Here is a 25,585-nt window from a genome sequence, read left to right as displayed (position 1 = left end):
GCTCTCTAGCCCTCGAGCGCCGCGCTCAACGCCGCCCGCGCCGCAGGAGACAACTGCGGCCCCGCGAGCACCAACGCCCGGCGCGACAGCGGCCGATACACCTCGGCCACGGACGCAGGCAGCGCCGCCAGGTGCGCCGCCACCACGCCCGCATCTCCGCGGCGCACGGGCCCGGTCAGCCCGCCCGCGAGCCCCCGCGCCTCCATGCCCCGCAGCGCGGAGCGCATCAAGGGCAGCAGCGCCGCGAGCGCCGCCCCGGGCTCGAGGCCCGCCGCCCCCAGCGCCTCCACGGCCGCGGAAGCAAGCGACACCACGCCACCGGCACTGAGCACCGCGCCCGCGTGGTACGCCGCGCGGCCTCTCTCCGGCACCTCGATGGGCCGCAGCTCCGCCGCGCGGGCGAGCCGCCGCAACAGGCGCAGCACCGCGGGGCTGCGACTCGCGAGCGCCACCGCGTGCCCCGCGAGGCTGTCGCGCGCATCCGACACTGCGCACAGCGGGTGGAAGGAGCCCACGGGGCGCGCGCCCTGGGGCCCCAGCGCGTCCAGCGTGAGGGCGCCTGCGCAGTGCACCAGCGCAGCGCGCGGCCCCAGCTGCGGAGCCAGGGCCTGCGCGACCTCGGTCACGCTGCCATCCGGCACACACAGCAGGCACACCGAGGCCGAGCGCAGCGCCTCCGCACTCGCGGAAGGGAGCCGCAGCCTGCGTGCCCGTGCCCGCGCCTCGGCGGAGCGCGCCACCACGTGCACGCTCCAGCCCGCAGCCTGCAGCGTGCGCGCGAGCGCCCCGCCGAGCCGCCCTACGCCCACGACCACCACGCTGCCCGCCGCGCGCCGGCGCGCAGGAGCACGGCGGCGCGGGCGACGGGGGCTCACGCGAGCTCGCGGGTGAAGGCGAGCTGGCCTGCGCTCACGGCCACGCGCACGCGGTCGCCGCTGCCGAACTCCCCGGCGAGGATGCGCTCGGCGAGCGGGCCCTCCACGAGCCGCTGCACCACCTGGCGCATGGGACGCGCGCCGAGCTGCGGATCGAAACCGCCGGAGCGCAGCAGGTGGCCGACCACGTCCTGGTCCGCCACGTACGCGATGCCCTTCTCGGTCGCGAGGCGGCGGCTGCTCTCCTCGAGCAGCAGGGTCGCGATGCGCGCCACCTCCACCTCCGCGAGCGGGCGGAAGGGGAGCCGCTCGTCGATGCGGTTCCACAGCTCGGGGGGCAGGCTCTTGCGCGCCACGGCCGCCGCCGAGTCCATGTCGCTGGTGACGGGCGCCTCGGCGGCGCCGAAGCCCACGGGGCGGCCCGCCTTGCTGAAGGCCTCTGCGCCGAGGTTCGTGGTCATCACCACCACGGTGTTGGAGAAGTCGATGTGCCGGCCCTTGCCGTCGGTGAGGCGGCCCTCCTCGAGCACCTGCAGCAGGAGCAGCTGCACCTCGCGGTGGGCCTTCTCGATCTCGTCCAGCACCACCACGCTGGAGGGGCGGCGGCGCACCGGCTCGGTGAGCTGGCCGCCGTCGCCGTAGCCCACGTAGCCCGCGGGGGCGCCGATGAGGCGGCTCACGCCGTGCTGCTCGGAGAGCTCGCTCATGTCCACGCGCACCAGCGCGTCGCGGCTGCCGAAGAGCACCTCGGCGAGCGCGCGCGCGAGCTCCGTCTTGCCCACGCCCGTGGGGCCGAGGAAGAGGAAGGACCCCATGGGCCGGCGCGAGGCGAAGCCCGCGTAGTTGCGGCGGATGACCTTGGCGATGCGCGCCACGGCCTCCTCGTGCCCGATGACGCGCTGGGCGAGGTCGGACTCGAGGCGCAGCAGGCGCGCCGAGTCGTTGAGCAGCAGGCGCTCCTCGGGGAGCCCCGCGAGCTTGGCGACCACGCGCGCGACGTCCGCGGGCTCGACCACGTCCTTGCCCTCACGGCGGCAGCGGCTGCCCGCGAGGTCCGCCACGCTGATCGCCTTGTCCGGCAGGAAGCGGTCGGTCACGTAGCGGCTGGCGAGGCTCGCGGCGGCCTCGAGCGCCTCGGGGCTGTAGCGCAGGCCGTGGTGCTCCTCGTAGCGCCCGATGACGCCGGAGAGGATCTGCACCGTCTCGGGCACGCTGGGCTCGTTCACCACCACGGGGGTGAAGCGGCGCTCGAGCGCGGGATCGTTCGAGATGAACTTGCGGTACTCGTCGTGCGTCGTGGCGCCGATGCAGGGGAACTCGCCGCGCGCCATCGCGCTCTTGAGCTCGTTCGCCGCGTCCTGGGGCCCGTCCCCGGTGGAGCCCGCGCCCACCAGGGTGTGCAGCTCGTCGATGAACACCACCACGCGGCCGCCGGCGAGCTTCACCTCGTCCTTGAGCGCGTTGAGCTTCTCGCTGAAGGAGCCGCGCAGCTGGGTGCCCGCTACCAGCGTGGCCATGTCCAGCTCGAGGACGATCTTCTCCGCGAGCGCGCCCTTGAGCTCGGCGAGCCGCTGCGCGACGCCCTCGACCACCGCCGTCTTGCCCACGCCGGGCTCGCCCAGGAGGCAGGGGTTGTTGGTGCGGCGCTTGCCGAGGATGTCGATGACCTCCTCGATCTCCTTGGCGCGGCCCACCACCGGATCCAGCGCGCCTGCGCGCGCCGCCACGCTGAGGTTGCGGCCCAGCGAGGCGAGGGTGGGGAAGAGCTTGGGGTCCAGCTCGAAGCTCGCGGCCGGCACGGGCGCCGCGACGGCGGGAATGGCCGCAGAGGAGGGGCGGGCCGCGGGGGAGGGCAGGGGAGCGGGTGCCGGGGCGCGCGCGAGCTCGGCCTCGGCGTGGGCCTCCTCCACCTCCTCCACCACCTCGTCGATGAGATCGCGCGGGGAGATGGCCGGCCGCGCCACGCTCACCGCGACGGCGGCGCGCGGGGCCGGGGTGGGGGCCGCGGGCAGCTGCGGCAGGGGCGAGGGGGGCGCGCCCAGCGGCCGCGTGGGAACGGGGCGGGCCAGGGGCGCCGTGCGGCCCACCTGCAGCTTGCGCGGCATGCGCCCGCTCAGGAAGTAGGAGAGCGCGGTGTTGCGCAGGCCGGAGAGGTCCAGGCCCGACTCGGTGAGCAGCTCCGCCGCCGCGCAGCGCACGCGGGTGAAGGCGATGAGCAGGTGCAGGCAGTCGGTCTCCGACGAGCCGCAGTTGCGCGCGATCTCGCGGGCCTTCTCCCGCAGCTCCCGCACCAGGCCCGGGGCCTCGTCCGGCGGGGCGCCCATGGTCTGCAGGAGCCCATCCTCGTCCACGCCGCGCTCCTTCAGCAGCAGCTGGGCGCGGTTCTCCACGGTGAAGAGCGCGAGCAGGACGTGGGCGGAGGTGAGCCGCTGGGCCACGCTCTGCGCAATGTCTTCCGCCTCGTGGAGTACCTGAGCGAGATCCGTCCCGTCGACCATTCGAGCTCCGGCAAGCGTGCGAGCAGGCAAATACACTGTTCGGATCCACGCGGCAAAATTTCGCTACAGGTTGCTACGGGCGGGTTGTAGCCGGGGCGGAATCCAGGAATTTCCGCGCCGCATGTGGGTTGGAGGCCGCGGAAAAATCCGGGCCGTCCGTTCACCTTTCTTCACTGGCCGGGCAATTGCCTTCGGGGCTACGCGTACCCCTCCCCGAGAACCCTTCTATGACCTCACTTGCTCTACCTGCACGCACCGTGGTCGACCCCGTCGAGGGCGTGCGGGCCTCCGTCGAGTCCCGCCGCTGGGTGTGGCCCCTGCTGCTGCTCTGCCTCAGTGTGTCCGTTCATGGGACGGCCTATTCCCTGCGCTGGGATCCCGCCCCCTCCGTCACCCAGCAGCTGCAGATGAGCGGCGAGATGGGCCGCAAGTCCGAGGCGGAGATCGACGAGGAGATCGAGACCGCGAGCCGCAAGGCGCTGGTGGGCGGCATCGCCAAGGGCGCCTTCGTGATGCCCGTGACCGTGCTCGGGCTCGCCGCGCTGCTGTGGTTCTGCGGCTGGCTCTTCGGCGTGAGCGCGCACTTCGCCAAGCTGATGACGGTGGCCGCGGTGGCGATGCTGCCCATCGCGCTCTTCCACTTCATCTACGCGGGCTGCGCCCTCTTCCAGCACACCCTGACAGAGACCCAGGCGCTCAAGCTCGTGCCCTCCAACCTGGGCATGCTCCCGGGGTTGAGCCCGCGCCTGGCGCGCGTGCTCTCGGGCGTGGACTTCTTCAACCTGTGGAGCGCGGGGCTGCTCGGCCTCGGCTTCTCGTACGCCACCGGCATGCGCCGCTCGCGCGCGCTGGGGCTCTCGGCCGTCCTCTACCTCATGTACGTCGGAGTCTTCCTCGTGGGCCTTCCTGCCATGGGCGGAGGTGCGCGATGAGCGCCGCCCTCGTCCTCTCCCTTGTCCTCTCGGCCACCCCCATCAAGCTGGAGGACGTGCGCAAGCAGAGCCGCCAGAACGTGCAGGCGCTGCAGGCCGTCCTCGCGCAGCAGAGCGCGGCCTCGGCCGTGACCGGCTCTCGCGCGGCCTTGCTGCCGCAGCTGGGCGCGAGCGTGGGCGCGAGCCGCAACTTCCAGGGCCAGCAGCTGGGCCTGGTGACCGAGGTGGACCCGGCCAACCCCGGCGGCTTCATCCAGACCGAGAAGCCGGTCTCCGGCAACACCCGCAACGCCTTCGACCTCTCGGCGACCCTCACCCAGCTCCTGTTCGACGGGCGGCGCTGGGCGGAGCTGCGCCAGAGCGGCGCCATCGCCGAGGCGACGAAGGGTGAGGCCGTCGAGCAGCAGGCCACGAGCGAGCTGGAGGCCATCCGCCGCTTCTACGCGCTGTACGGCCAGCAGGCGCGCATCGAGGTGCTGCGCGCCACGGTGAAGCGCAGCGAGGACCAGCTCGAGCGCGCGCGCGCCCTCTTCGAGGCAGGCCGCGCCGCCAAGAGCGAGGCGATCAGCGCCGAGGTGAACCTGGGCAACGACCGCATCACCCTGCTGCAGGCCGAGCGCGACCTGGTCATCGCCCAGGCGGACCTCGCCTCGTGGCTCGCGGCCCCCGGGATCGAGGAGTTCCAGGCAGTGGACCCGGGCATCCTGGGCGTGAAGCCCGAGGCGCCGCCGGACTACACGAAGGCGCTCGAGCTCGCGCGCAGCAACCGCCCGCTGCTCACCGCGCTGCAGAGCCGCGTGCGCGCCGCGAACGCGGGCGTCTCGGCGCAGTGGTGGGGCTACTTCCCCAGCCTCTCGGCCCAGGCGCGCTACAGCCGCGGTGGCTCCACCGTGGATCCGGTGTTCACGGACCCGAAGCTGCAGAACAACCTCAGCGTGGGCGTGGCGCTCAACTGGGACCTGTTCAACGGCTTCGCCACCGGCGCCGCCGTGCGCCAGGCGGAGTACGCGCGCAGCCGCGCCGAGCTGGACTTCGCCCAGGCCGAGCGCGACCTGCAGGCCGAGGTGCGCCGCTCGCTGCAGCAGCTCACCACGCAGATCGCCGCCACCGAGCTGGCCACCGCGAACCGCGCGGCCGCCGTGCAGGGCCTCGCAGTGGAGGAGGAGCGCTTCCGCGCGGGCGCCGGCTCCACCCTCGAGGTGCGCGACGCGCAGCTCAAGCTGACCCAGGCGGAGCTGAGCCTGCTGACCAACCGCATCGACGTAGAGAACGCGCGCTATGCCCTGCAGAGGGCGACGGGCATGCTGAGCTCGGGGGAGACGAAATAATGAAGTGGTGGAAGGCAGTCATCGCAGCAGTGCTGGTGCTCGGCGCGTTGGGGATCACGGCGGGAGGGCTCAAGGAGCGCCCGCCCCCCACCACCGAGGTGCAGATCTCCAAGGCCCACAAGGGCACCATCACCCGCACCATCACCGGCGCGGGCAAGGTGCAGTCGGCCACCACGGTGAAGATCTCCTCGAACCTCTCCGGCGACCTCACCGAGCTGCTGGTGAAGGTGGGGGACAAGGTGGCCAAGGGGCAGGTGCTCGGCCGCATCGACCGCCGTCGCTTCGAGGCCTCGGCGAAGCAGGCCTCGGCCGCCGCTGCCGCCGCGCGCTCGGACGTCCAGGGCGCGCAGGTGGAGGTGGCGCGCGCGGAGCAGGAGCTCGGCCGCATCGAGGGCCTGGTGAAGAAGGGCATGGCCTCCACCGCGGAGATGGAGAAGCTCAAGTCGGACCGCGACGCGGCCGCCGCGCGCGAGGGCAGCGCCCACCAGCGGCTCGCCCAGGCGCAGGCCGCCTACGACGAGGCCTCGAACAACCTCTCCAAGACCACGCTGCTCTCGCCCATCGACGGCAACGTCATCGAGGTGAGCCGCCAGGTCGGTGAGCGCGTGCGCGGCTCGGACTTCAACGAGGACGTGGTGATGATCATCGCCGCGCTCAGCGCCATGGAGGTGAAGATCGAGGTGGGCGAGCACGAGGTGGTGCACCTGCGCGCAGGCCAGACTGCCGAGGTCAGCGTGGACGCGCTCGAGGGGCAGAGCTTCGAGGGCTCGGTGGTGGAGATCGCCCAGAACGCCACCATCAAGAACCCCGGCACCGAGGCCGAGGTCACCAGCTTCCCGGTGAAGGTGGCGCTGCGCACCCGGCCTCCGGGCGTGCTACCCGGCATGAGCGGCGAGGTGAAGATCGCCGCCGAGACCCGCCGCGACACCGTGCTCGTGCCCATCCAGGCCGTCACCGTGCGCGCCGAGAAGAGCCTGCCGGACTACAAGCCGCCGGTGGAGGGTGGGGCGATCACGGCGAAGAAGACCGAGAGCCTCTCCAAGGTGGTGTTCGTGGTGAGCGCGGACAACAAGGCGCAGGTGCGCCGCGTGCGCACCGGCATCGCCTCGGACACCGAGCTGGAGATCCTCGAGGGCCTGCAGGACGGCGACCGCGTGGTCGAGGGGCCCTACCGCACGCTCTCCAAGGAGCTGAAGGACGGGGACGTGGTGCGCGAGCCGGAGATGGGCGGGCCCGGGGGCCCCGGCGGGCGCGGAGGCCGCCGCTCGTGAGCACGACGGATGGCAGCGCAGCCGGGTCGGCTGACGGCCGGCTCATCGGCGTGGAGAACATCACCCGCGTCTACCAGGTGGGCGGCGAGGAGGTGCGCGCGCTGCGCGGCGTGTCCTTCAACGTCGCCAAGGGCGAGTGGGTGGCGATCATCGGCCAGTCCGGCTCGGGCAAGAGCACGCTGATGAACGTGCTCGGGTGCCTGGACACGCCCAGCAGCGGCCGCTACCTGCTCAACGGCAAGGACGTGAGCCGCATGGACGACGACGAGCTCGCGGCCATCCGCAACCAGGAGATCGGCTTCATCTTCCAGACCTTCCAGCTGCTGCCTCGCGAGACGGCGCTCGCCAACGTGGAGCTGCCGCTCGTGTACCGCGGCATGCGCGCGAAGGAGCGGCGCGAGCGCGCGAAGGCGGCGCTGGAGAAGGTGCAGCTCAGTCACCGCATGACCCACCGGCCCAACGAGCTGTCGGGCGGTCAGCGCCAGCGCGTGGCCATCGCCCGCGCGCTGGTGAGCGAGCCCAGCCTGCTGCTCGCGGACGAGCCCACCGGTAACCTGGACTCGGCCACGGGCGAGGAGATCGTGCGGCTCTTCGAGGAGCTGCACCGGGCCGGGCACACGCTGTGCCTCGTCACGCACGAGCCCAAGCTCGCGGCGCGCTGCCCGCGCGCGGTGCGCCTGAGCGACGGCGTGGTGGTGGCGGACGGGCCGGGGCGCGAGGTCGCGATGGCGGGCCTGCCGGGCGCGGTGGCGGCGGCTTCATGAGCTTCCGGGTGGACGTGCTCGAGGGGGCACGCATCGCGCTGTTCAGCCTGCGGGCGAACCGCATGCGCACGCTGCTCACCACGGTGGGCATCGGCATCGGCGTGGCCACGCTGCTGGCCATCGTCGGCATCATCCAGGGGATGAACAAGAGCTTCAGCGAGCAACTCGCCACCATCGGGAGCAACACGCTGTACGTCTCCAAGTTCCCCTGGGTGATGAACGGCGGCTGGTGGGAGTACCGCAATCGCAAGAACTTCGTGCAGGCGGACATCGACGCCATCCGCCAGCAGTCGCCGTACGTGGCGGCCATCGCGCCCAGCGTGGGCCGCCTCTTCGACGTGTCCTACGGCGGCCAGCAGCTCTCGGACGTGCGCATCAACGGCACCACCAGCGAGTACCTGAACATCGGCTCGTTCAAGGTGGTGAGCGGCCGCTTCCTCACGGAGGTGGACGACAGCGTGACGCGGCCGGTGGCGGTGCTCGGCGCGGACGTGGTGGATGCGCTCTTTCCCGGGGTGAGCCCGCTGGGGCAGAGCGTGCGCATCGACGGGCGCGCCTACCAGGTGGTGGGCACGCTCTCGCGCCTCGGCAAGATCATGGGGGACAGCCAGGACAACACGGTCATCATCCCCTTCAAGACCTTCTACGCGAACTTCGGCCGCCAGCGCCCCTTCTCCATCTCCATCGCGCTCAAGAACGCGGAGGACATGAAGGTGGCCGAGGATCAGCTCGTCGGCATCCTGCGCCGCTCGCGCGGCACGCCGGTGGAGAAGCCGGACGACTTCTCCATCAACCGCCCGGAGATGCTCGCCAAGACCTACGAGCAGCTCACCGGCGCGCTGTTCGGCGTGGCGGTGGGCGTGGGCCTCATCACGCTGCTGGTGGGCGGCATCGGCATCATGAACATCATGCTGGTGAGCGTGCGCGAGCGCACCCGGGAGATCGGCGTGCGGCGCGCCCTGGGCGCGAAGAAGCGCACCATCATCCTGCAGTTCCTGCTCGAGGCGAGCACGGTGTCCGCGGTGGGCGGCGCGCTGGGAACGGCCGTGGGCCTGGGCACCGCGAAGGTGCTCAGCCTCGTCACGCCCCTGGCCGCGACCATCCAGCCGGTCACGGTGCTCGCCGGGGTGGGCTTCGCGGGCCTCGTCGGCCTGCTCTTCGGCATCTGGCCCGCCGCGCGCGCCGCCAGCCTCGACCCGGTCGAGGCGCTTCGCTACGAGTGACCCGCCCCATGCGCGCCTTCTTCGACAACCTGCGCCTCTCGCTGGGCACCTTCCTGGGCAACCCGCTGCGCTCGCTGCTCACGCTGCTGGGCATCGTCATCGGGGTGGCCACGGTCATCGCGATGATGGGGCTCATCGAGGGCTTCCGGCTCAAGATGAACCGCGACCTCTCGCAGCTGGGGGCGAGCACCTTCCAGGTGACCAAGTTCCCCAGCGGCTTCGGCCGCTTCAACTGGGCCAAGTACGCGAAGCGCCCCAACCTCACCCTCGAGGACGTGCGCGCCATCTCGCTGGCGCCGTCCGTGGGCATGGTGTCCGCGGTGGACGAGGAGGGGGGCCAGAAGGTGACCACGGCGGCGCGCGAGACGCGGCCCGCCGTCACCGTCACCGGCACCACGCCCGCGTACCTCGAGACCAGCGGCATCACGGTGGAGAGCGGGCGCTTCTTCGGCGAGACGGAGTCCGTGGACGGGCGCAGCGTGGCGGTGCTGGGCGTGGACGTGGCGGACACGCTCTTTCCCAACATGAACCCGCTCGGCTACGAGGTGCGCATCCGCGGCCGCGCCTTCACGGTCATCGGCGTGCTGCAGCGGCGCGGCAGCTTCATGGGCATGGTGAGCCTGGACAACCAGGTCATCGTGCCGCTCGCGCCGTACCAGATGCTCTACGGGAAGAACCACTCGCTGGACATCAACGTCCAGGCGCGCGAGCCGAAGCTGCTGGACAAGGCGCAGGACGAGGTGGGCGTGCTGCTGCGCCGGCGCCGCAACCTCGCGCCGCTCGCGCCCAACGACTTCGAGGTGAACACCAACGAGTCGATGACCAAGACCTTCAACCAGCTGTCCGGCGTGGTCACCGCGGCGAGCTTCGGCGTGTGCCTGCTCGCGCTGGTGGTGGGCGGCATCGGCATCCTCAACATCATGCTGGTGAGCGTGACCGAGCGGACCCGGGAGATCGGCATCCGCAAGGCGCTGGGGGCGCGCAAGGGCCGCATCCTCGGGCAGTTCGCCACCGAGGCCGTCATCCTCGCGCTGGTGGGCGGCGTCATCGGGGTGGCCATCGGCTTCCTCGGCGCCTTCCTCGTCCGCTGGCTGCTGCGCTTCGAGACGGTGGTGCCCACGTGGGCGGTGCTGCTCTCGCTGGGGATGAGCTCGGGCGTCGGCCTGCTCTTCGGCATCTACCCGGCGGCGCGCGCGGCCCGGCTGGATCCCGTGGACGCCATGCGCCACGACTAGCGGCCCGGCAGCCGGCGCGCGCTTTTGTTATGGGTGCGTGTATGCCCTCTCTGCCCTGGCGCGGCCTCGGGCTCAGCAGCAACCTGAGCGAGCGCGATCAACCGCACCCCTACCGCCTGCTCGAGGAGTGCCCCGGCCTCTTCGACTACGTGGAGTACAGCGCGCCGCTCTCGCTCGACGAGGCGCGCAGGGAGGCCTCGCTCTTCCCCGAGATGTGGCGCTCGCGGGACCAGGTGCCGGTGCTCTTCCACCCGGTGCACCTCAACCTCTACGGCCCGGAGCTCGAGAGCGCCGCGGCACTCGCCGCGCTGGACGCGCACGCGCGCGCCGTGGGCAGCCCCTGGGTGGGCAACGACGTGGGCTGGTGGCACGCAGGCGGACAGCCCTTCCCCGGCTATCTCTACTTCACGCCGCCCCTGAGCGCGGCCGGGCTCGCGGACGCTGCCGCCCACGCGCTGCACGTGCAGGCGGGGCTCAGCATGCCGCTCGCGCTGGAGAACCCCGCCGTCTTCGCGCGGCGCGGCGGGCTGCACGTGCTGGACTTCATGGCCGGCCTGCACGCGCGCACGGGGCTGCCGCTGCTGCTGGACCTGGGGCACCTGCTCAGCTTCCAGCTCTCCGCGGGGCTTCCCGCCGAGGCGGGCCTGGACGGCTTCCCCCTCGACAGGGTGATCGAGCTCCACCTCGCGGGTGGCGTGGTCACCCGCCGGGGCAGCGCAGGGCCCCACCACGGCCTCTATGTGGACGATCACACCCAGCCGGTGCGCGAGGAGCTCTTCGCGCTGCTCGAGCGGCTGCTGCCGCGCTGCAGCGCCTTGCGCGCCGTGACCTTCGAGGGGGACGGCCACCCGCCCGAGGTGGCGGCGCTCACGCTGCGCCGCCTGCGCGGGCTGCTGCCCGCAGGAGCGCGCGCCGACCTCTCTTGGGAGACGCCCGTTGCGAGTGCGCCGCAGCCCGGGGCCGCCTTCCAGACGCGGCCCTGGGAGCTGTTCGAGGAGGGCTACAGCACGCGCCCGCCCGCGTCCGCCGAGGACGTCTCCGGTGCGCGCGCCGAGCAGGACTTCCGGCTCGCCGTGGTGGCGGAGGCGCTCGACCGGGACTGGCCGCTCACGCGGCTGCTGCTCGCCGGAGATCGCGCGGGGCTCGCGGCCTTCACCGGCTCGCGCGACTTCCGCGAGCTCTTCGAGGGGCTGGGCCGCTCGCTGGGGCACGCCTTCGCGAGCTACGCGCGCCGGACGCTGCGCGCCCGGCCGGACGAGGGCGCCTCTGCGGCGCTGGCCTTCGAGACCTTCCTGCCCCAGGCCTTCGCCCGCCCGGTGGTGCCTCCGGCCGCAGGTGAGCTCTCGCTCGCCCCGGACGTGCGGGTGGGACACTTCCCGGCGGACCTCACGGAGCTGGTCTTCGCGGCGCGCTCGCTGCGCCGCCACCTCACCGGGCGCGCGTGGGCCTGCGAGGCGCTCGAGCTCAGCGGGCTCGAGGCGCTCGCGCAGGTGGCGGCCCGGCCCGCGCCCGGCCCCTGGACCTTCGCCGTCCGGAGGCGGGCAGGGGGCCTCGAGGTGCTCACCGTGCCCTCGCGCCTCGGCCTGCTCCTGCGCGCGCTCGCGGCGGGTCCGCAGCGACCCGAGGCGCTGGAGCCGGCGCTCGCCGCGCAGGTGGAGGAGGGGCTCGCGCGCGGCTTACTGCGCCGGGGAGTGGGAGAAGGGGCCCGTGCGGGGGCGCCGCTTGCGCCGGGCCCGGCGCTGGGCTAGGTGCGCCGCGCATGTCGTCACCACTCGTCGTTGGAATCGCCGGCGGTACCGCCTCGGGGAAGACCACCGTGGCGCGCAAGGTGCGCGAGGCGCTGCAGGGCTGCCGCGTGGCCTTCATCGACCAGGACTCGTACTACCGGGACCTCACCGGCCTGCCGCTCGCCGAGCGGCGCGAGGTGAACTTCGATCACCCGGACGCCTTCGACACGGAGCTGCTGGTGCAGCACCTGCGCGAGCTGAAGGCGGGCCGCGGCGTGGACAAGCCGGTCTACGACTTCAAGACGAGCACCCGCGAGCAGCGCACCACGCGCGTGGAGCCGGGGGACGTCATCCTCATCGAGGGCATCCTCGTGCTGCACATGCAGCCGGTGCGCGAGGAGCTCGCGGTGCGCATCTACGTGGACGCCGAGGACGACGTGCGGATCATCCGCCGCCTCAGCCGCGACATCAACGAGCGCGGCCGCGACTTCGACCACGTGGTCGCCCAGTACCTGCGCCACGTGCGCCCCATGCACATGGGCTTCGTCGAGCCGAGCAAGCACTACGCGGACATCATCGTCCCGCACGGCGGCGACAACACCATCGCCATCGAGATGCTGGTGGGCGCCATCCGCAGCCGCCTCGGCGCGAGGTAGGACCGCGTCCTCCCTCTCCCTCTGGGAGAGGGTCGGGGTGAGGGAAGTGGAGGAACCTGTCCCACCTCACCCATGCTTCGCGCACCCGTGCGCAAAACTTCCGCCCGAGAAGCGTCCCGCGCCCGCAGGCCGAGCAGAGAGCCGTGCGCCGCGAGGGGTGGGGTGGTCTAGAACGGGCGTGGGAATTCCCGTATCTCTTCGCCCCACCGTACTGGACCCATCAGGAGCCCCGCCCGCGTGAAGCGCACCCTCGGACCCATCGTCGTCGTCGTCGGCCTCATCCTCCTCGGGGTGATCGGCCTCCGCAGCGTGAAGGCGCGCACCGCCGCAGCCGAGCGCGAGGCGGACACCTACCGCCTGCAGCGCGACTACCTCGAGCGCGTCTCCTGGCTGCGCGCGAACCCGGACGAGAAGGCCTACCGCGACGAGGTGGGCGCCTTCCTCAAGGGCTACTTCGCGCGCGTGGACACGCACGTGAAGGAGTTCGGCGGCAACCCGGACTTCGACGACTACCTCGAGGAGCTGCAGAAGCGCCCGAAGGAGGACCGCGCGGCGGACCGCAAGGCCTTCTACGAGTACACGCGCAAGCGCTTCGACCAGATGCGCAGCGGCAAGTACGCCCCGCTCTGGAGCGCCACCGACAAGGGCATGCGCCTGGACGTGGTGTCCTCGGACGTCGTCATGGTGGCGGGCCGCCCGCAGGTGCGCCTGATGCTCGCGCTCTGGGGCGCGCAGCGCGAGATGAAGGAGGACGGCAAGCTCAAGAAGATGGTGACCAGCGCCTCCTTCAACACCTCGTGGCGCCTCACCGACGACAAGGGCAAGCTGCTGGGCGAGATGAACGCGGGTGACCCGTCGATGAAGATCGACTTCCCCGAGCGCTTCATCGCCGAGTTCCCGCCGCAGATGGTGCTCGGCCACTACGATCTGGACCTCGTCCCCGCGGCGGTGACGAAGATGGAGATGGCCTTCGCCGTCACCTCGCACGCCCCGTCCGGCGGCACCGCGAACGCGAGCTACACCTGGAAGCTGGACGTGCCCAGCGAGTGGAAGCTCAAGGACGGCGAGAAGTGGGAGGGCGCGGTGGAGTCCGAGCGCTCCGAGGAGGAGATCGATCCCGCCAAGGCGCAGAGCGCCCGCGGCGAGTAGTCAGCCCCCGTCGCCGCCGGCCACCACCGCGAGGTGGGTCGCGAGCCGGTAGGCGGACAGGGTGCCCGCGTCGTCGAGCAGGTAGAGGTTGAGCTGGGCGTCGGCCTCGAGCGCGACGAGGCCCGCCCCCGCCTCCACCTCGGCGAGCACGTGGCCGCCGCGCGGCTCCACCGCGCGCACCTGCTCTCCGGGAAGGAACACCACGCCGCGCGCCGGCACCGGCCGCAGCGCGCGCGAGAGCGGCTCGCCTGAGGCGCCCACGCGCCAGGCCATCCGCCCGTCCTCACCGAAGCGCGCCGCGCCCCCGTGCGGCGCCGCCACCACCACCGAGCGCGTGAGCCCGGTGAGAGCGTAGGGCCCCGGCCCCAGGTGCAGCCCGCGCTCCCACAAGAGCTGCCCGCGGGTGCCGAGGCACGCGAGCGCGCCCTCGCCCTCCGCCTGCCCCGCGACGTACAGGTGCGCCCCGCGCGGCAGGGGGAGCGTGGGCTGGCCGAAGGGCAGCAGCGCCGTCCACGCGACCTCTCCTGCGTGCGCGTCTGCGACCAGCACCGCTCCCTGCAGCCCCTGTCCCAGGGTGGCGGCGAAGCGGCGGCCCCAGGGCACGGGCGGCGCCACGAAGGGCAGCTCCGCGCGCACCCGGAAGCGCACCTGCCCGTCGGCGAGGTCCAGCCCGTAGAGGTAGCCCAGGTCCGTGGCGAGCAGCGCCCGGTGCGCCTGCACGGACAGGTGCACGCGCTGGGTGCGCGGCGGCGCGAGGCGCCACAGCTCGCGGCCGCTCAGCTCCGCGAAGCCCAGCACCGCGCGGCCCTCGCTGCTCGCCACGAGCACGCCGTCCTTGCGGACGAGAGAGGGGCCCAGGGGCGTCCCGTCGTGGGCGTGCAGCCAGCGCGCGCCCGCCCCGCGCCCCTTGAAGCCGTACACGCGGGAGCCCTCCGCCACCACCGCGTGGCCGTCCGCCGCCGCCGCCACGCCGTGGCTCGCCTCGCGGCGCCAGAGCAGTGCCCCGTCGCGCGCGGCGAAGGCGCAGGCGAGCTCGGGCGCGGAGTAGACGGGCCCCTTGGGATGCAGGAGCAGCTGCCCGCGCTCGGCGCCGGCGAGGCCCCGCTGCTCCCATAGCTTCTCGAAGCGCAGGCGCTTGAGGCGCCCGGGGGTGCGCAGTGGGCGGCTCGCCGCGCGCGGCAGCACCACGCGCTCGCGCGCCTCGCCCTCGGCCTCGGGCGGGCGTACGGCGCCGCGCAGGTGGGAGAGCCCGTCGCGGCAGCGCTCCGAGAGCTCGACGAGGTAGGGGTTCTTCGCCTGGGCGGGGTGGCGCTCGGTCACCGCGAGCACGAAGGCGAGTCCCAGGTCGAGCATCGCCGCCGCCAGCGCGCGCCCCTCGAGCGCGACGCGGGGCCCTCCACGCCCCAGCTGCGCGCGGCCCTCGGCGAGCTCCAGCAGGAGGGCAGGGCGGGTGCCGGCCGGCTCGAGCGCGTGCTCGGCCTCGCCCAGCTCCAGCGCCCGCACCAGCTCGCTGCCCTGGCGCGAGAGCTCCAGCACCGCGAGGAAGGGCGCGCCGCGGCTCCTCCAGGCCTGCGGCCGCCCCGCGAGCTCCAGCCACACCTCGCCCTCACACAGCAGCGACCCCAGCGCCGGGCCCCCCTGCCGTCCGAAGCGGCGCAGCACGTCCGCACCGTCCTCCAGGAGCAGCCCGAAGCCGGGCGTGGCGGGGGGCGCCACGCGGCGGGTGTAGGGCGCCGGGGGCTCCGCGGGCGCGGGGTCGGGCGCGCGCCGCAGCAGGGCGAGGCTTCCCTCCAGGAGGCGCCGGCGGGCGGCCGGCAGCGCCTCGGGGGGCAGCGCCTCGCCGCCCGCGCGCACTGCGGCGGCCAGCTCCTCCAGGTCCACCCGGACGGGGGGGCGCAGCCTCCGGGCGGGCCGGTCCAGCGCCGCCACCTGCAGGAGCACCTCGCCCCCGTCGCGCTGCAGCACCAGCTCCAGGTGCGCCTCGGGCAGGGACACCTGGGCGAGCGGCGCGCGGCCCCCGTGCAGTGCGGCCACCGCCGCGCTCAGCGCGGGCACGACCTCCGCGAGCGGCTCCTCCACCGCGCCCGGCAGCAGGTTCACGCCGTCCAGCTCGAGACCCACCGAGTCCATGGGGGGCTCGCCGGGCTCGCGGCGCCAGTGCTGTCCGATGCGAATGCGGATCATCCGTCCCTTGGTTTTTCCCTTTTGACAAGCCAGAACCCGGATGCCTAGCATCCGCCACTTATACGGCCCTACATTTTTGTAACCGTTCGTTATTCTTGGGGAATAGCTGATGACATTTTACGAGGCCGCGCTCCGGATCCTGGAGAGCGAGGGTCGTCCCCTGCACTTTCTGGAAATCACCGAGAAGTCCATCGCGCAGAACCTGCTGAGCCACGTGGGCAAGACGCCCGAGCAGACCATGCTCTCCCGGCTCGCCGCGATGGCCCGGCGGACCCGCGAGCGCAAGGTGGTGGTGACCGCAAAGGACACGTTCGCGCTGGTGGAGTGGTCGCTTCCGGAGGATGCGGAGGCGCTCGCGCAGACGGGGGTGGTGGAGCCCAATCCGGAAGAGTCCATGCCGCCGATGCGGCCCGAGGAGCGTCACCCCGAGCCGCGCAACGAGAACGCGCGCAGCGCGGGCCGCGGCTCGGAGCGCAAGCGGCGCCGTGACGAGGAGGAGGAGGGTCGGGGCGGCAAGCGCCGGCGCTTCCCGCCGCTTCCCGAGGTGGCGTTCGAGGTGCTCAGCGAGGCCGACGAGCCGCTGCGCGCCGAGGAGCTGCTCGAGCGCGCCCGCAGCCGCGAGCTCGCCGCCGAGGACCTGGCGGTCGAGGCGCTGCTCACCGCGCTGCTCGAGGACAACCAGCGCCGCATCGACGCCGGTCGCCGCCCGCAGTTCTCCTTCTCCGGCGAGACGCGCCAGCTGGCGCTCGAGCGGGGCGGGGGGGCCGAGGGCGCCAACGCGCAGGAGCTGCAGGCCGCCTTCGCCGCCGCGCTGGGCATCCCGCTGGAGGCGGGCCGCCCGGTGCTGGGCAAGCCCGCGCCCGCGGCCGCCGCAGCGGAGGCCGCGACGGATCCCGCGCTCGCGCTCGCCGCGCGCACCGCGCTCAAGGACGCGCGCCGCGCCGTCGCACGCGCGCTGCGCCGCCGCCTCGCAGAGCTCGAGGTGGGCACCTTCGAGAAGTCCGTGGTGAAGATGATGCACGCCCTGGGCTTCCGCGAGCTCAAGGTGGCCAAGCGCTCCAAGGAGGGGCCGCTGCTCACCGCGCGCAAGCGCGAGGGCAGCGTGGAGCTGCGCTACGCCGTGCGCATGGTGAAGGGCGCGCCCGCCATCGACCGCAAGGCGGTGCAGGAGCTGCGGCGCGACCTGAGCCACTACTCCGCCCAGGTGGGTCTGCTCGCGTGCGCGGGCGACGTGCGCGGCGACGCGAAGAGCGAGGCCCAGGCCTCCGGCGCGCTGGTGATGCTCTGGTGCGGCGACGCACTGGGGGAGAAGTTCCTCGAGGCGGAGACGGCCGTCACGGTCACGCGCGTGGAGCTCTTCGACATCGACGAGCGTTTCTTCGACGCCGCCAAGGTGGAGGCCGAGGAGGCCCAGAAGCGGCGCGAGGAGCGGCAGAAGGAGCGCCAGGCGCGCGAGGACGGGGGCGCCGAGGCGCCGCCGCGCCGCGAGGCCGCCGAGCGCGAGGAGGACGAGGAGGTCTCGGCCGCGGCCCCTTCGGCGCGTCCCGAGCGCGCCCCGCGTCCGGCGCCGGCCCCGGCTGCCGAGGCCGCGGCGCCTGCCGCTGCAGGCTCCGGCTCGGACGAAGAGGAGGGTGAGGAGGGCGACGAGGAGGGCGACGACGAGCAGGAGGGCGCCGGAGGCGCACGCGCCGAGGGTGCGGAGGGCGCTCCGGGTGAGCGCAAGCGCCGCCGCCGCCGCCGCCGCGGGCGCCGCGGGCGGGGCAACCGTCCCGAGGGGACTGCCGAGGCCGGCGCCGCGCCGGCTTCCGACGCAGCCGCCGCGACGCCTCCGGGCGAGGCGGGCGCCGCGCCTGCTCCCGAGGCCGCTGCGGCCGCGCCGACGGAGCCCGCCGCTCCCGAGGCACCGGCTCCGGCCGAGGGCGGCGCGCCGCCCCAGGACGCTGCCGCGAGCGTCACCGAGGTGCCCGCTCCGCCGGCCGCCGCGGGTGACGAGCTCGCTCCCGCGCAGGCGGCCGCACCGGGCGAGGGCGAGGAGGCGCGCCCGGTTCCCGGCGTCCCGCCCCCGGCTGCTCCGGAGGGAGGGGGCGAGGACCGCTGAGGTGCGTGAGGCGGCGGGGCGAGTGGGTTAGGCTTCGGATGTGTCCATGAAGCCGCTCCACCTGCTCGTCCCCGTCCTGCTCGCGCTCTGTCTCGGCGCCTGCCGGGAGCGGCCCGCCCGCTTCCCGGTGGCCCAGGTGCAGCTGACCGGGGCCACGCTGGTGGACAACTCCCTGCTCGGCCTGGGGCGCGAGCAGGTGCAGCACCAGCTGCTGGAGGTGCTCGAGCGCACCGAGCGCTTCGAGCTGCCGGATGCGAAGCGCGCCCTGCACACCTCCCCGCCGTGGAAGCTCACGCTGGAGGTGCCCTTCACGCGCGAGGCACAGCGCGAGAGCAGCCCGGGCACCTACGCCGAGGTGGGCGCCTCGCTGGTGCTCGAGCAGAGCGGCTCGGACGGCGCCCCCCGCTACGAGGTGGTGGGGCTGGGCGAGATGCCCGTCTCGAGCCAGGCCGGCCCGGATGCGCGCCGCGAGGCGCTGCGCGCGGCGCTCGCCAGCGCCCTGGTGCAGGTGGCCGAGGCCGCGGTGCTGCAGCTCAGCGCGGTGGAGCGTCCCAACGATGCGCTGGTGAAGGACCTGCAGGCCGGAGATCCCCGGGTGCGCGAGTTCGCGCTGCGCGTGCTCGCGGATCGCCGCCAGCCGCAGGCGGCCCCGCTGCTCATCGAGCGCCTGCAGGACGGGGATCCGCTCGCCGTGCGCCGCGCCATCGGCGCGCTCGTGGAGATGCGCACCCCGGAGGCGGTGAGCGCGCTCATCGAGCTGTCGCGCGGCAAGGACCTCGGCTTCCAGCAGGAGATCCTCTTCGCGCTCGGGGAGATCGGCGGCGACGAGGCCGAGGCCTACCTGTACACCGTCTCCCAGGGGCACGATCAGGCCTCCGTGCGGGCCGCCGCGCGCGACGCCCTGGACAGCCTGCACACCGCCCGGAAGCTCCACTCCGGCGCGCGCGGCGAGGGCCGCGCCGCCCAGCGAAACCCCCCTCGATGACCACCCCCATGCCCCTGCACCCCTCCCGCCGCCGCTGCGCCCTCCTGCTCCTCGCCCTCGTCGCGCTCGCGCCCGCCTGCGCCCACCGCGGGGAGGGAACGTCCGCCCAGCAGGCCCCCGCCTCGGTCGAGGCCTACTACCCGCTCGCCGTGGGCAACCGCTGGACCTACGCGCTCAACGGAGCGAAGGACAAGCCGGTGGAGGTCTCCATCCTGCGGCAGGAGGGACCCTTCTTCGTGGACAGCCGCGGCGCGCGCCTCGCCCACGACGCATTCGGCCTGCGCGACGGCGACACCCGCTACCTGCTGCGCGGTCCGCTCGAGGTGGGCAAGAGCTGGACGAGCATCGTCTCCGTCTCCTCCACCGAGCGCTACCAGATCACCGCCACTGGCGTGCCCTGCGAGGTCCCGGCCGGGGCCTTCCAGGACTGCGTGCAGGTGGAGGGGCGCACCCGCGGCGCGGGCGACCGGGTGCTCGCGGTGCACTACACCTTCGCGCCGCGCGTGGGCCTGGTGCGCATCGAGACGGTGCTCGAGGAGGGCCAGCGCAAGCTGCCCCAGCTGCGCCTGGAGCTCGCCTCCTACGCACTCCAGGGAGACACCTCCGCGAAGTAGGCGCCAGGCAGGCAGGCGAGCGCCTGCTGGGCCGCGGAGCGGCGGGATTGAAAGCGTTGCAGCCGGCCTTTACCCTTCGGGCTCCCAGACGAGAGGCAGCTCCCATGGCCCCTGAGATTCTCGAGCAGACGCAGGAAGAGCTCATCCTCGGCTTCCTGTCGGAGAGCGGAGAGGACTTCACGTCGGGCGAGGCCCTCTCGAACAAGCTCGGCCTCTCGCGCACGGCCGTCTGGAAGCACGTGGAGAGCCTGCGCACGAAGGGCTACCGCATCGAGGCCCTTCCCGCGCGCGGCTACCGGCTGCTCGCCATCCCGGACCGGCTCACCGAGCTGGAGATCTCTCCGCTCCTGGACACCCACGACCTCGGGCGCACGCTGCACGCGCACGAGACCTTGCCCTCCACGAACGTGGAGGCCTTCCGGCTCGCGACCGAAGGGGCGGCGCACGGCGAGGTGGTGGTGGCGGACCAGCAGACGGCCGGCAAGGGCCGCCGCGGCCGGGTGTGGGTCTCGCCCCCGGGCCTCAACCTCTACTTCTCCGCCATCCTGCGCCCGGAGCTCCCGCCGCAGCGCGCCCCGGAGCTCACCCTCGTCGCCGCGGTCGCGCTCGCCGAGACGCTGCAGCAGACGGGCGTGGCGGCGCGCATCAAGTGGCCCAACGACGTGCAGATCGACGGGCGCAAGGTGGCAGGCATCCTCACCGAGCTCTCCGCGGAGCCCGAGCGGGTGCACTTCGTGGTGCTCGGGGTGGGGGTGAACCTCAACGCTCGCCCGGACGACTTCCCCGAGGACGTGCAGTCGCTCGCCACCTCCGTGGCCGAGGCCCGGGGCGGGGAGCGGGTGCCGCGCGCGGCCTTCGCCGCGGCCCTCTGGACCCGGCTGGAGGAGTGGCTGGACCTGCACGCCGAGGAGGGCTTCGGCATCGTCCGCCGGCGCTGGAAGGAGCTGTCCTCCACGCTGGGCCAGGAGGTGCTGGTGCGCACCGCGCAGAAGGAGCTGCGCGGGGTGGCCGAGGACGTGGACGAGGTGGGTGCGCTCCTGGTGCGCACCCCCGAGGGCGCCCTGGAGCGGGTGCTCGCCGGGGACGTGGAGCAGCTGCGCCCCAGGCTCGTACGCTAGTCGGTACCGCCGGGGTGGGGTCGCGCTAGACTGCGTGGCTCCATGCTCCTGGTCATCGACGTCGGCAACACCAACACCGTCCTCGGCGTGTACGAGGGCAAGAAGCTGCTGGACAACTGGCGGGTGGAGACGAGCGCGCGCCGCACGTACGACGAGTACGGCATCCTCCTCAACCAGCTCTTCCAGCTCGCGGGCATCGCGCCGAAGAGCATCGACGCGGTGGCCGTCTCCAGCGTGGTGCCGCCGCTGCAGTTCAACCTCGAGCGCATGAGCGAGCGCTACTTCCACTGCCGGCCCATGTTCGTGGGCCCCGGCGTGAAGACGGGGATGCCCATCCTCTACGACAACCCGCGCGAGGTGGGCGCGGACCGCATCGTCAACGCGGTGGCGGCCTACGAGAAGCACCACGGCGGACTCATCGTGGTGGACTTCGGCACGGCCACCACCTTCGACGCCGTCACGCCGCGCGGCGAGTACCTGGGCGGCGCCATCTGCCCCGGCATCAACATCGCCATGGAGGCGCTGTTCCAGAACGCCTCCAAGCTGCCGCGCGTGGAGTTCGCGCGGCCCCCGCACGTGGTCGGGCGCAACACCGTGCACTCGATGCAGTCCGGCCTCGTCTACGGGTACGTGGGGCTGGTGGACGGCATCTGCGCCCGGATGCAGGCGGAGCTGGGCTTCCCGCTCAAGGTGGTGGCCACCGGCGGCCTCGCCCCGCTCGTGGCGAGCGAGTCCAAGGCCATCAGCGAGGTGGACGAGTTCCTCACGCTCGAGGGCTTGCGCATCATCTACGGGAGGAACCACGGCTCATGAGCAGCCCTGCCGACGCACCGGACACCGCACCGGCCACGCCCCCCTCCAGCGCCCCCGGCGCGCACGTGGGCGTGCCGCCCGGCTGCCCCATCAGCGCCGAGTTCATCCCGGTCAACCTGCGCAAGCACGTGGACCCCGCGGCCCCCGTGCCCCTGCGCATGATGGGGGCCAAGAGCCTCGTGCCCCTGTCCCCCTCGGACATGCTGGGGGCGCTCTACATCCTCACCTACGACGCGGACGCCGGAGTGCGCGAGACGGCGGCCAAGACGGCCGCGAACCTGCCGGACCGCATCCTGGGCGGCGCGCTGCGCGACGAGGGCGTGGCCCCGCCGGTGCTCGCGTGGTTCCTCTCCCTGCTCAAGGGGAAGGAGGCCTACGCCGAGATGCTGGTGCTCAACGCCTCGACTCCGGACGAGGCGGTGGCGCAGGTGGCGCGCGAGTGCTCGCAGCGGCTCGCGGAGATCATCGGGCAGAACCAGCTGCGCCTGCTGCGCCACGAGGACATCGTGCGCGGCCTGTGCGCGAACCTCAACGCGAGCGCCGCGCTGCTGGACTCCGTCTGCGACTTCGCGGTGCGCAGCGGCGTGAACCTGCCGGACGTGCCCCAGATGCAGGCCGCGCGCGTGCGCGTGTTCGGCCCCGAGGTGGCCGCGCGGCCGCCGGACCCCGGCCCCACCGCCGAGGAGGTGATGCGCGACCTGGAGGTGGCGGACGAGGAAGCGCCGCCGATGGAGGAGGGCAAGAAGCTCACCCTCACCCAGCGCATCATGAAGATGAGCATCTCGGAGAAGATCAAGCTCGCCACGCTCGGCAACAAGGAGGCGCGCAGTCAGCTCATGCGCGACAGCAACAAGCTCGTCGCCGTGGCCGTCATCCGCAGCCCCCGCATCACGGACGGCGAGGTGCTCGGCGCCGCGGCGAACCGCGCGATCAACGAGGAGGTGCTGCGCGTCATCATCGGAAACCGCGAGTGGACGAAGAAGTACCCGGTGAAGCTCGCGCTGGTGAAGAACCCGAAGACGCCGCTCGCCGTCTCCATGAAGTTCCTCTCCACCCTGCGCGACAGCGAGGTGAAGGACCTCTCGCGCGACAAGATGGTGCCCAGCGGCGTGCAGCAGCTCGCCAAGAAGCAGCTGGAGAAGAAGAACACCCCCAAGAAGGACGAGAAGTAGCCGTCCGTTCCCGGGGGTGTGGGGGAGGGTGCCGCGGGGCTGTCTAGGCCGCGGCCTCCTCGTCGGCGTCGATGCCGGCAGGCTGCTCCTCGAGCAGCTGCTGCGCGATGCCCAGCGCCTTCTTCGCGCGCTCGCGCGTGGCCTCGTCCGCCTTGATGCGGGCGTAGAGCTTGGCCACGCGGTCCTCGTGGCGCACGTGGGACTCCTCGAGCTCCGCGATGCGCAGGCGGAGGCCGTCCGCCTCCTCGGCGGCGCTCGCCGCGAGCGCGTTCACCTCGCCGCGGGCCTCGGCCAGCTGTGCCTGGGCGTCCGCGAGCTGGGCCTGGACGTCCGAGGCCTCGGCGCGCGCGACCTCCAGCTCGTCGCGCAGGCTGTCGCGCTCGGACTGCGCGCTCGCCACGGCGGCCTCCAGCTCGGCGCCGCGGCTGCGCAGCCCCTCGAGCTCGGCCTGGCTGGACTCGTGCTGGGCGTGGAAGCCGTCCAGCTCCGCCTGCAGCGCGGCGAGCTTGCCGGTGGCGGCGCGCGCCTCCTCGCGGGCGGCCACGAGCTGCTGGTCCACGCGGCGGCGCTCCGCCGTGAGCAGGTCCGCCTTGCCGGTGAGCGTCTTGATCTGCGCGTCGCGCTTGGCCACCTCCGCGGTGGCGTCGTTGCCCTGCTGCTCGAGCTGCAGCTGCCGGTCGCGCAGCTCCACCAGCTCGTGCTCCTTCTCGTTCAGCTCGGCCTTGAGGCGCAGGATCTCCTTGTCCTTGCGATTGGCCGCCTCGCGCAGCGCGAAGGTGTCCTTGTCCGAGCGGCCGCTGCTGGCGCGCGCGGTCTCGAGCTCCGCGGAGCGCGCCTCCAGGTCCGCCTCGAGCGCGCGCGAGCGCTCCTCGGCGCTGCCCGCCTGGGCCTGCGCGTCCTCGAGCGCGCCCTGCAGCTCCACCACGCGCGCGCGCAGCGAGCGCAGCTCGGCCGCGTCCGCGGCGCTCAGGCCGGCCGCAGGCGCGCCCGTGCGGGGCAGGGAAGCGCCGAGGGAGGCCGCGGCCAGGGGCGCCGCAACGGCGCGCAGCGGGGCGGGCGCGGGCCGCTCGGCGACCGGCGCCGGAGGGGGCGCCGCGGGCGGCTCGGCGTGGAGCTCCTCCTCGAACACGTCCAGCGCGCCGTCGTCATCCGTGCCGGCCACCGACTCGAGCGGAGGCAGGCTGTCCACCTCCTCCATCGCGCCCTCGGGAGGCGCGACCACGGGCTCCTCGCCCGCGTCGATCTCCAGCGCGCTGCCGGCGAGCCCGCCGTCCAGGTGGTTCTCCAGCTCGGTGGTGTCCACCGTGGTGGAGATGTCGTCGAAGGCGGCGTCGAGCATGTCCAGCTCGGTGTCGCCCGCGGCGGCCGGGGCCGCGGCGTCGCCGGACTCCACGGAGATCTCCTCACCGCCGAAGTCGCCCAGCCCGTCGGCCGAAAGGGGCTCGTCGAGGCCGGGCAGGTCCAGCCCGTCCTCCACCAGCTCCGCCTCGCCCTCGGGGGCCGGCGGGAAGCCGATCAGCGCGCCCACGCGCTCCACCAGCAGGTCCGCGTCCACCGGGCGCGAGACGTAGTCGTCCGCGTGCGCCTTGAGCTTGCGGTGCTGCGCGAAGCCGTCCGGGTTGCCGGTGATGATGATCGGCACGCCCTTGAGATCGTCGTCCTTCTTCAGCTTGCCGCAGATGAGGTAGCCGTTCTGGCCCGCGCCCAGCTCCACCGCGAGCACCACCAGCTCCGGGCGATCCCGCCGCACCTGCTCGACGCTGCCCTTGCCGTCGGTGGTCTCGTCCACCGAGAAGCCCCGCGCCTCCAGCGCTCGGCGCAGGGTTGCGGAGAGGGCGGTATCACTTTCGACGATCAGGATTTTCTTGGACATGAGGGCAGCCCCGCTCGGGGTGTAGGGCGCGAAAAAGCGCTCCGCGTGCGACGGGGAAGCAGCGCCGCGAGGCTATCGGCAGCCTCTGGGACCGTCAATGTTGCGCCTGCCTGGACGCTCCCGCACCGACGGCTGCCGTGCAGGCGGCCAGGCTCAGCGCAGAAGGCCTCGGGGAGCTACTGCGCCGTGGTGTGCACCACGGGGCTCACCGCGACGCCGGGAGCCATCTGCGGCTTGGGGGCATCGGCCACGCGCGGCGCGCTGCTCGCGTCCGCTGCTGCCGCCGCCTTGTCCGCGAGCATCTTGCGGATGTCCGACTCGTCCAGGTCCGTGACGAGCTCGTAGACGATCTCCCGGTCGCGCCACACGGCCACGTTGTAGCCGTGGCTCGAGTCGACCTCGGCGGCCGCGAGATCGTTCGCCTTGATCTCGCGCTGCGCGTCGTCGAACACGAAGAGCCCGATGCGCCGGGGCGGCGCGTCCGCGCGCGCAGGCTGCGCCTCGTAGCTGATGTACGCCGCGGGCCGGTCCGTCACGTTGGAGATGCGCGCGCCGGAGAGGGTGGTGTTGGGCAGCCGCGGAACGGAGACGCGGTGATCCAGCTTGCCGCCGAACCAGGCCTCCACGCTCTCCGGGGTGGTGTCCGCGATCTCCACCGGCAGCCGCTTCGCGTGCCGCTTCGCCGCGTCATCCACGAAGCGCTGCTGCGCCTCGGGGCGCAGCGCCATCCAGGCGCCGCCCGCCGTGGCCACCGCGAGCATCACGCAGCTCGCCCGCAGCCACACCGCCTGCTGCGCGCGCCGCACCTCCTGCCTCAGTCCCCCCTGCAGCGAGGCGCGCAGCGCATCCGGCGCCCGGGTGCTGCTCACCGCGTGGCGCGCCGCGCGGCGCAGCGCCTGCTGCACCTGCGCCTCGGTGTGCACCCGCTGCGCACAGGCCGCGCAGGTGCTCAGGTGCGCCTCGACCTCGAGGCGCTCGTCCGGCTGGAACTCGCCGTCGAGGTAGGGGTAGAGGAAGGAGTCGAGTTCCTGGCAGGTCATTCGCGCTCGGGGATGGGCTGCGTCGGGCAC

Annotated in this window: 20 protein-coding genes; 15 read left to right on the top strand and 5 right to left on the bottom strand. The window is 73.3% G+C overall.

The features are described 5' to 3' along the window. Nucleotides 1-5: 5 nt before the first annotated feature. A complete protein-coding gene (locus FGE12_RS17160) occupies nucleotides 6-875 on the bottom strand; it encodes a DUF2520 domain-containing protein (RefSeq protein WP_194797965.1) in 870 nt (289 codons plus the stop codon). Continuing rightward, a complete protein-coding gene (locus tag FGE12_RS17155; RefSeq protein ID WP_153867554.1) occupies nucleotides 872-3,373 on the bottom strand; it encodes an AAA family ATPase in 2,502 nt (833 codons plus the stop codon). The genes FGE12_RS17160 and FGE12_RS17155 overlap by 4 nt, the downstream gene beginning before the upstream one ends. 257 nt (nucleotides 3,374-3,630) lie before the next feature. Between FGE12_RS17155 and FGE12_RS17150 the strand changes: the two genes are divergently transcribed. The 9 genes from FGE12_RS17150 (at nucleotide 3,631) to FGE12_RS17110 (ending at nucleotide 13,658) form a co-directional block, all read left to right on the top strand. Continuing rightward, nucleotides 3,631-4,305: a YIP1 family protein gene (locus tag FGE12_RS17150; protein ID WP_370459040.1), complete on the top strand. Its 675-nt coding sequence runs from the start codon at nucleotides 3,631-3,633 to the stop codon at nucleotides 4,303-4,305. Then, the gene (locus tag FGE12_RS17145) at nucleotides 4,302-5,633 is read left to right on the top strand and encodes a TolC family protein (protein ID WP_153867552.1); all 1,332 of its coding nucleotides are present in this window, start codon (nucleotides 4,302-4,304) and stop codon (nucleotides 5,631-5,633) included. Before FGE12_RS17150 ends, FGE12_RS17145 begins: the two co-directional genes overlap by 4 nt. After that, complete coding sequence (locus tag FGE12_RS17140) at nucleotides 5,633-6,904, top strand: efflux RND transporter periplasmic adaptor subunit (protein WP_153867551.1); 1,272 nt, start codon at nucleotides 5,633-5,635, stop codon at nucleotides 6,902-6,904. The genes FGE12_RS17145 and FGE12_RS17140 overlap by 1 nt, the downstream gene beginning before the upstream one ends. After that, entirely contained in the window at nucleotides 6,901-7,668 is a 768-nt protein-coding gene (locus FGE12_RS17135; protein WP_370459039.1) for an ABC transporter ATP-binding protein, read from the top strand. Before FGE12_RS17140 ends, FGE12_RS17135 begins: the two co-directional genes overlap by 4 nt. Further along, entirely contained in the window at nucleotides 7,665-8,891 is a 1,227-nt protein-coding gene (locus FGE12_RS17130; RefSeq protein ID WP_153867550.1) for an ABC transporter permease, read from the top strand. Before FGE12_RS17135 ends, FGE12_RS17130 begins: the two co-directional genes overlap by 4 nt. Nucleotides 8,892-8,899: 8 nt before the next feature. Continuing rightward, nucleotides 8,900-10,126: an ABC transporter permease gene (locus tag FGE12_RS17125; protein WP_153867549.1), complete on the top strand. Its 1,227-nt coding sequence runs from the start codon at nucleotides 8,900-8,902 to the stop codon at nucleotides 10,124-10,126. A 41-nt stretch (nucleotides 10,127-10,167) separates the two neighbouring features. Continuing rightward, complete coding sequence (locus tag FGE12_RS17120; protein ID WP_228530864.1) at nucleotides 10,168-11,874, top strand: DUF692 family multinuclear iron-containing protein; 1,707 nt, start codon at nucleotides 10,168-10,170, stop codon at nucleotides 11,872-11,874. 11 nt (nucleotides 11,875-11,885) lie between these two features. Next, the gene (udk, locus tag FGE12_RS17115) at nucleotides 11,886-12,509 is read left to right on the top strand and encodes a uridine kinase (RefSeq protein ID WP_153867547.1); all 624 of its coding nucleotides are present in this window, start codon (nucleotides 11,886-11,888) and stop codon (nucleotides 12,507-12,509) included. Between the two features lie 237 nt (nucleotides 12,510-12,746). After that, nucleotides 12,747-13,658: a hypothetical protein gene (locus FGE12_RS17110; RefSeq protein WP_194797964.1), complete on the top strand. Its 912-nt coding sequence runs from the start codon at nucleotides 12,747-12,749 to the stop codon at nucleotides 13,656-13,658. Here the strand turns inward: FGE12_RS17110 and FGE12_RS17105 are convergent, their stop codons facing one another. Then, nucleotides 13,659-15,842, bottom strand: a complete 2,184-nt coding sequence (locus tag FGE12_RS17105) for a PQQ-binding-like beta-propeller repeat protein (protein ID WP_153867546.1) — start codon at nucleotides 15,840-15,842, stop codon at nucleotides 13,659-13,661. Nucleotides 15,843-15,951: 109 nt separating this feature from the next. Here FGE12_RS17105 and FGE12_RS17100 point away from each other — a divergent pair, with 109 nt between their 5' ends. From FGE12_RS17100 to FGE12_RS17075, 6 genes are all read left to right on the top strand, one after another. After that, nucleotides 15,952-17,940 carry an HTH domain-containing protein gene (locus FGE12_RS17100; protein WP_153867545.1) on the top strand — a complete coding sequence of 663 codons (1,989 nt, stop codon included), beginning with the start codon at nucleotides 15,952-15,954 and terminating at the stop codon, nucleotides 17,938-17,940. Nucleotides 17,941-17,986: 46 nt separating this feature from the next. Continuing rightward, nucleotides 17,987-18,925 (top strand): HEAT repeat domain-containing protein, encoded by a 939-nt coding sequence (locus FGE12_RS17095; RefSeq protein WP_153867544.1) that lies wholly within the window; start codon nucleotides 17,987-17,989, stop codon nucleotides 18,923-18,925. After that, a complete protein-coding gene (locus FGE12_RS17090; protein ID WP_153867543.1) occupies nucleotides 18,922-19,539 on the top strand; it encodes a hypothetical protein in 618 nt (205 codons plus the stop codon). Before FGE12_RS17095 ends, FGE12_RS17090 begins: the two co-directional genes overlap by 4 nt. Before the next feature lie 104 nt (nucleotides 19,540-19,643). Further along, on the top strand, nucleotides 19,644-20,657 hold the full coding sequence (locus tag FGE12_RS17085; protein WP_153867542.1) for a biotin--[acetyl-CoA-carboxylase] ligase: 1,014 nt from the start codon (nucleotides 19,644-19,646) through the stop codon (nucleotides 20,655-20,657). A 42-nt stretch (nucleotides 20,658-20,699) separates the two neighbouring features. Beyond that, nucleotides 20,700-21,470, top strand: a complete 771-nt coding sequence (locus tag FGE12_RS17080; protein WP_153867541.1) for a type III pantothenate kinase — start codon at nucleotides 20,700-20,702, stop codon at nucleotides 21,468-21,470. After that, complete coding sequence (locus FGE12_RS17075; RefSeq protein WP_228530863.1) at nucleotides 21,467-22,642, top strand: hypothetical protein; 1,176 nt, start codon at nucleotides 21,467-21,469, stop codon at nucleotides 22,640-22,642. Before FGE12_RS17080 ends, FGE12_RS17075 begins: the two co-directional genes overlap by 4 nt. Nucleotides 22,643-22,685: 43 nt before the next feature. Here FGE12_RS17075 and FGE12_RS17070 read toward each other — a convergent pair whose 3' ends face one another. Together FGE12_RS17070 and FGE12_RS17065 are read right to left on the bottom strand one after the other, a co-directional pair. Further along, complete coding sequence (locus FGE12_RS17070) at nucleotides 22,686-24,515, bottom strand: response regulator (RefSeq protein ID WP_153867540.1); 1,830 nt, start codon at nucleotides 24,513-24,515, stop codon at nucleotides 22,686-22,688. Between the two features lie 176 nt (nucleotides 24,516-24,691). Next, nucleotides 24,692-25,555 carry a zf-HC2 domain-containing protein gene (locus FGE12_RS17065; protein ID WP_153867539.1) on the bottom strand — a complete coding sequence of 288 codons (864 nt, stop codon included), beginning with the start codon at nucleotides 25,553-25,555 and terminating at the stop codon, nucleotides 24,692-24,694. Nucleotides 25,556-25,585 lie beyond the last annotated feature (30 nt).

It is taken from the genome of Aggregicoccus sp. 17bor-14 (genome assembly GCF_009659535.1).
GTDB lineage: Bacteria > Myxococcota > Myxococcia > Myxococcales > Myxococcaceae > Aggregicoccus.
The sequence above is the reverse complement of the archived record's forward strand: the minus strand, read 5'-3'. Positions and strand labels throughout refer to the sequence as shown.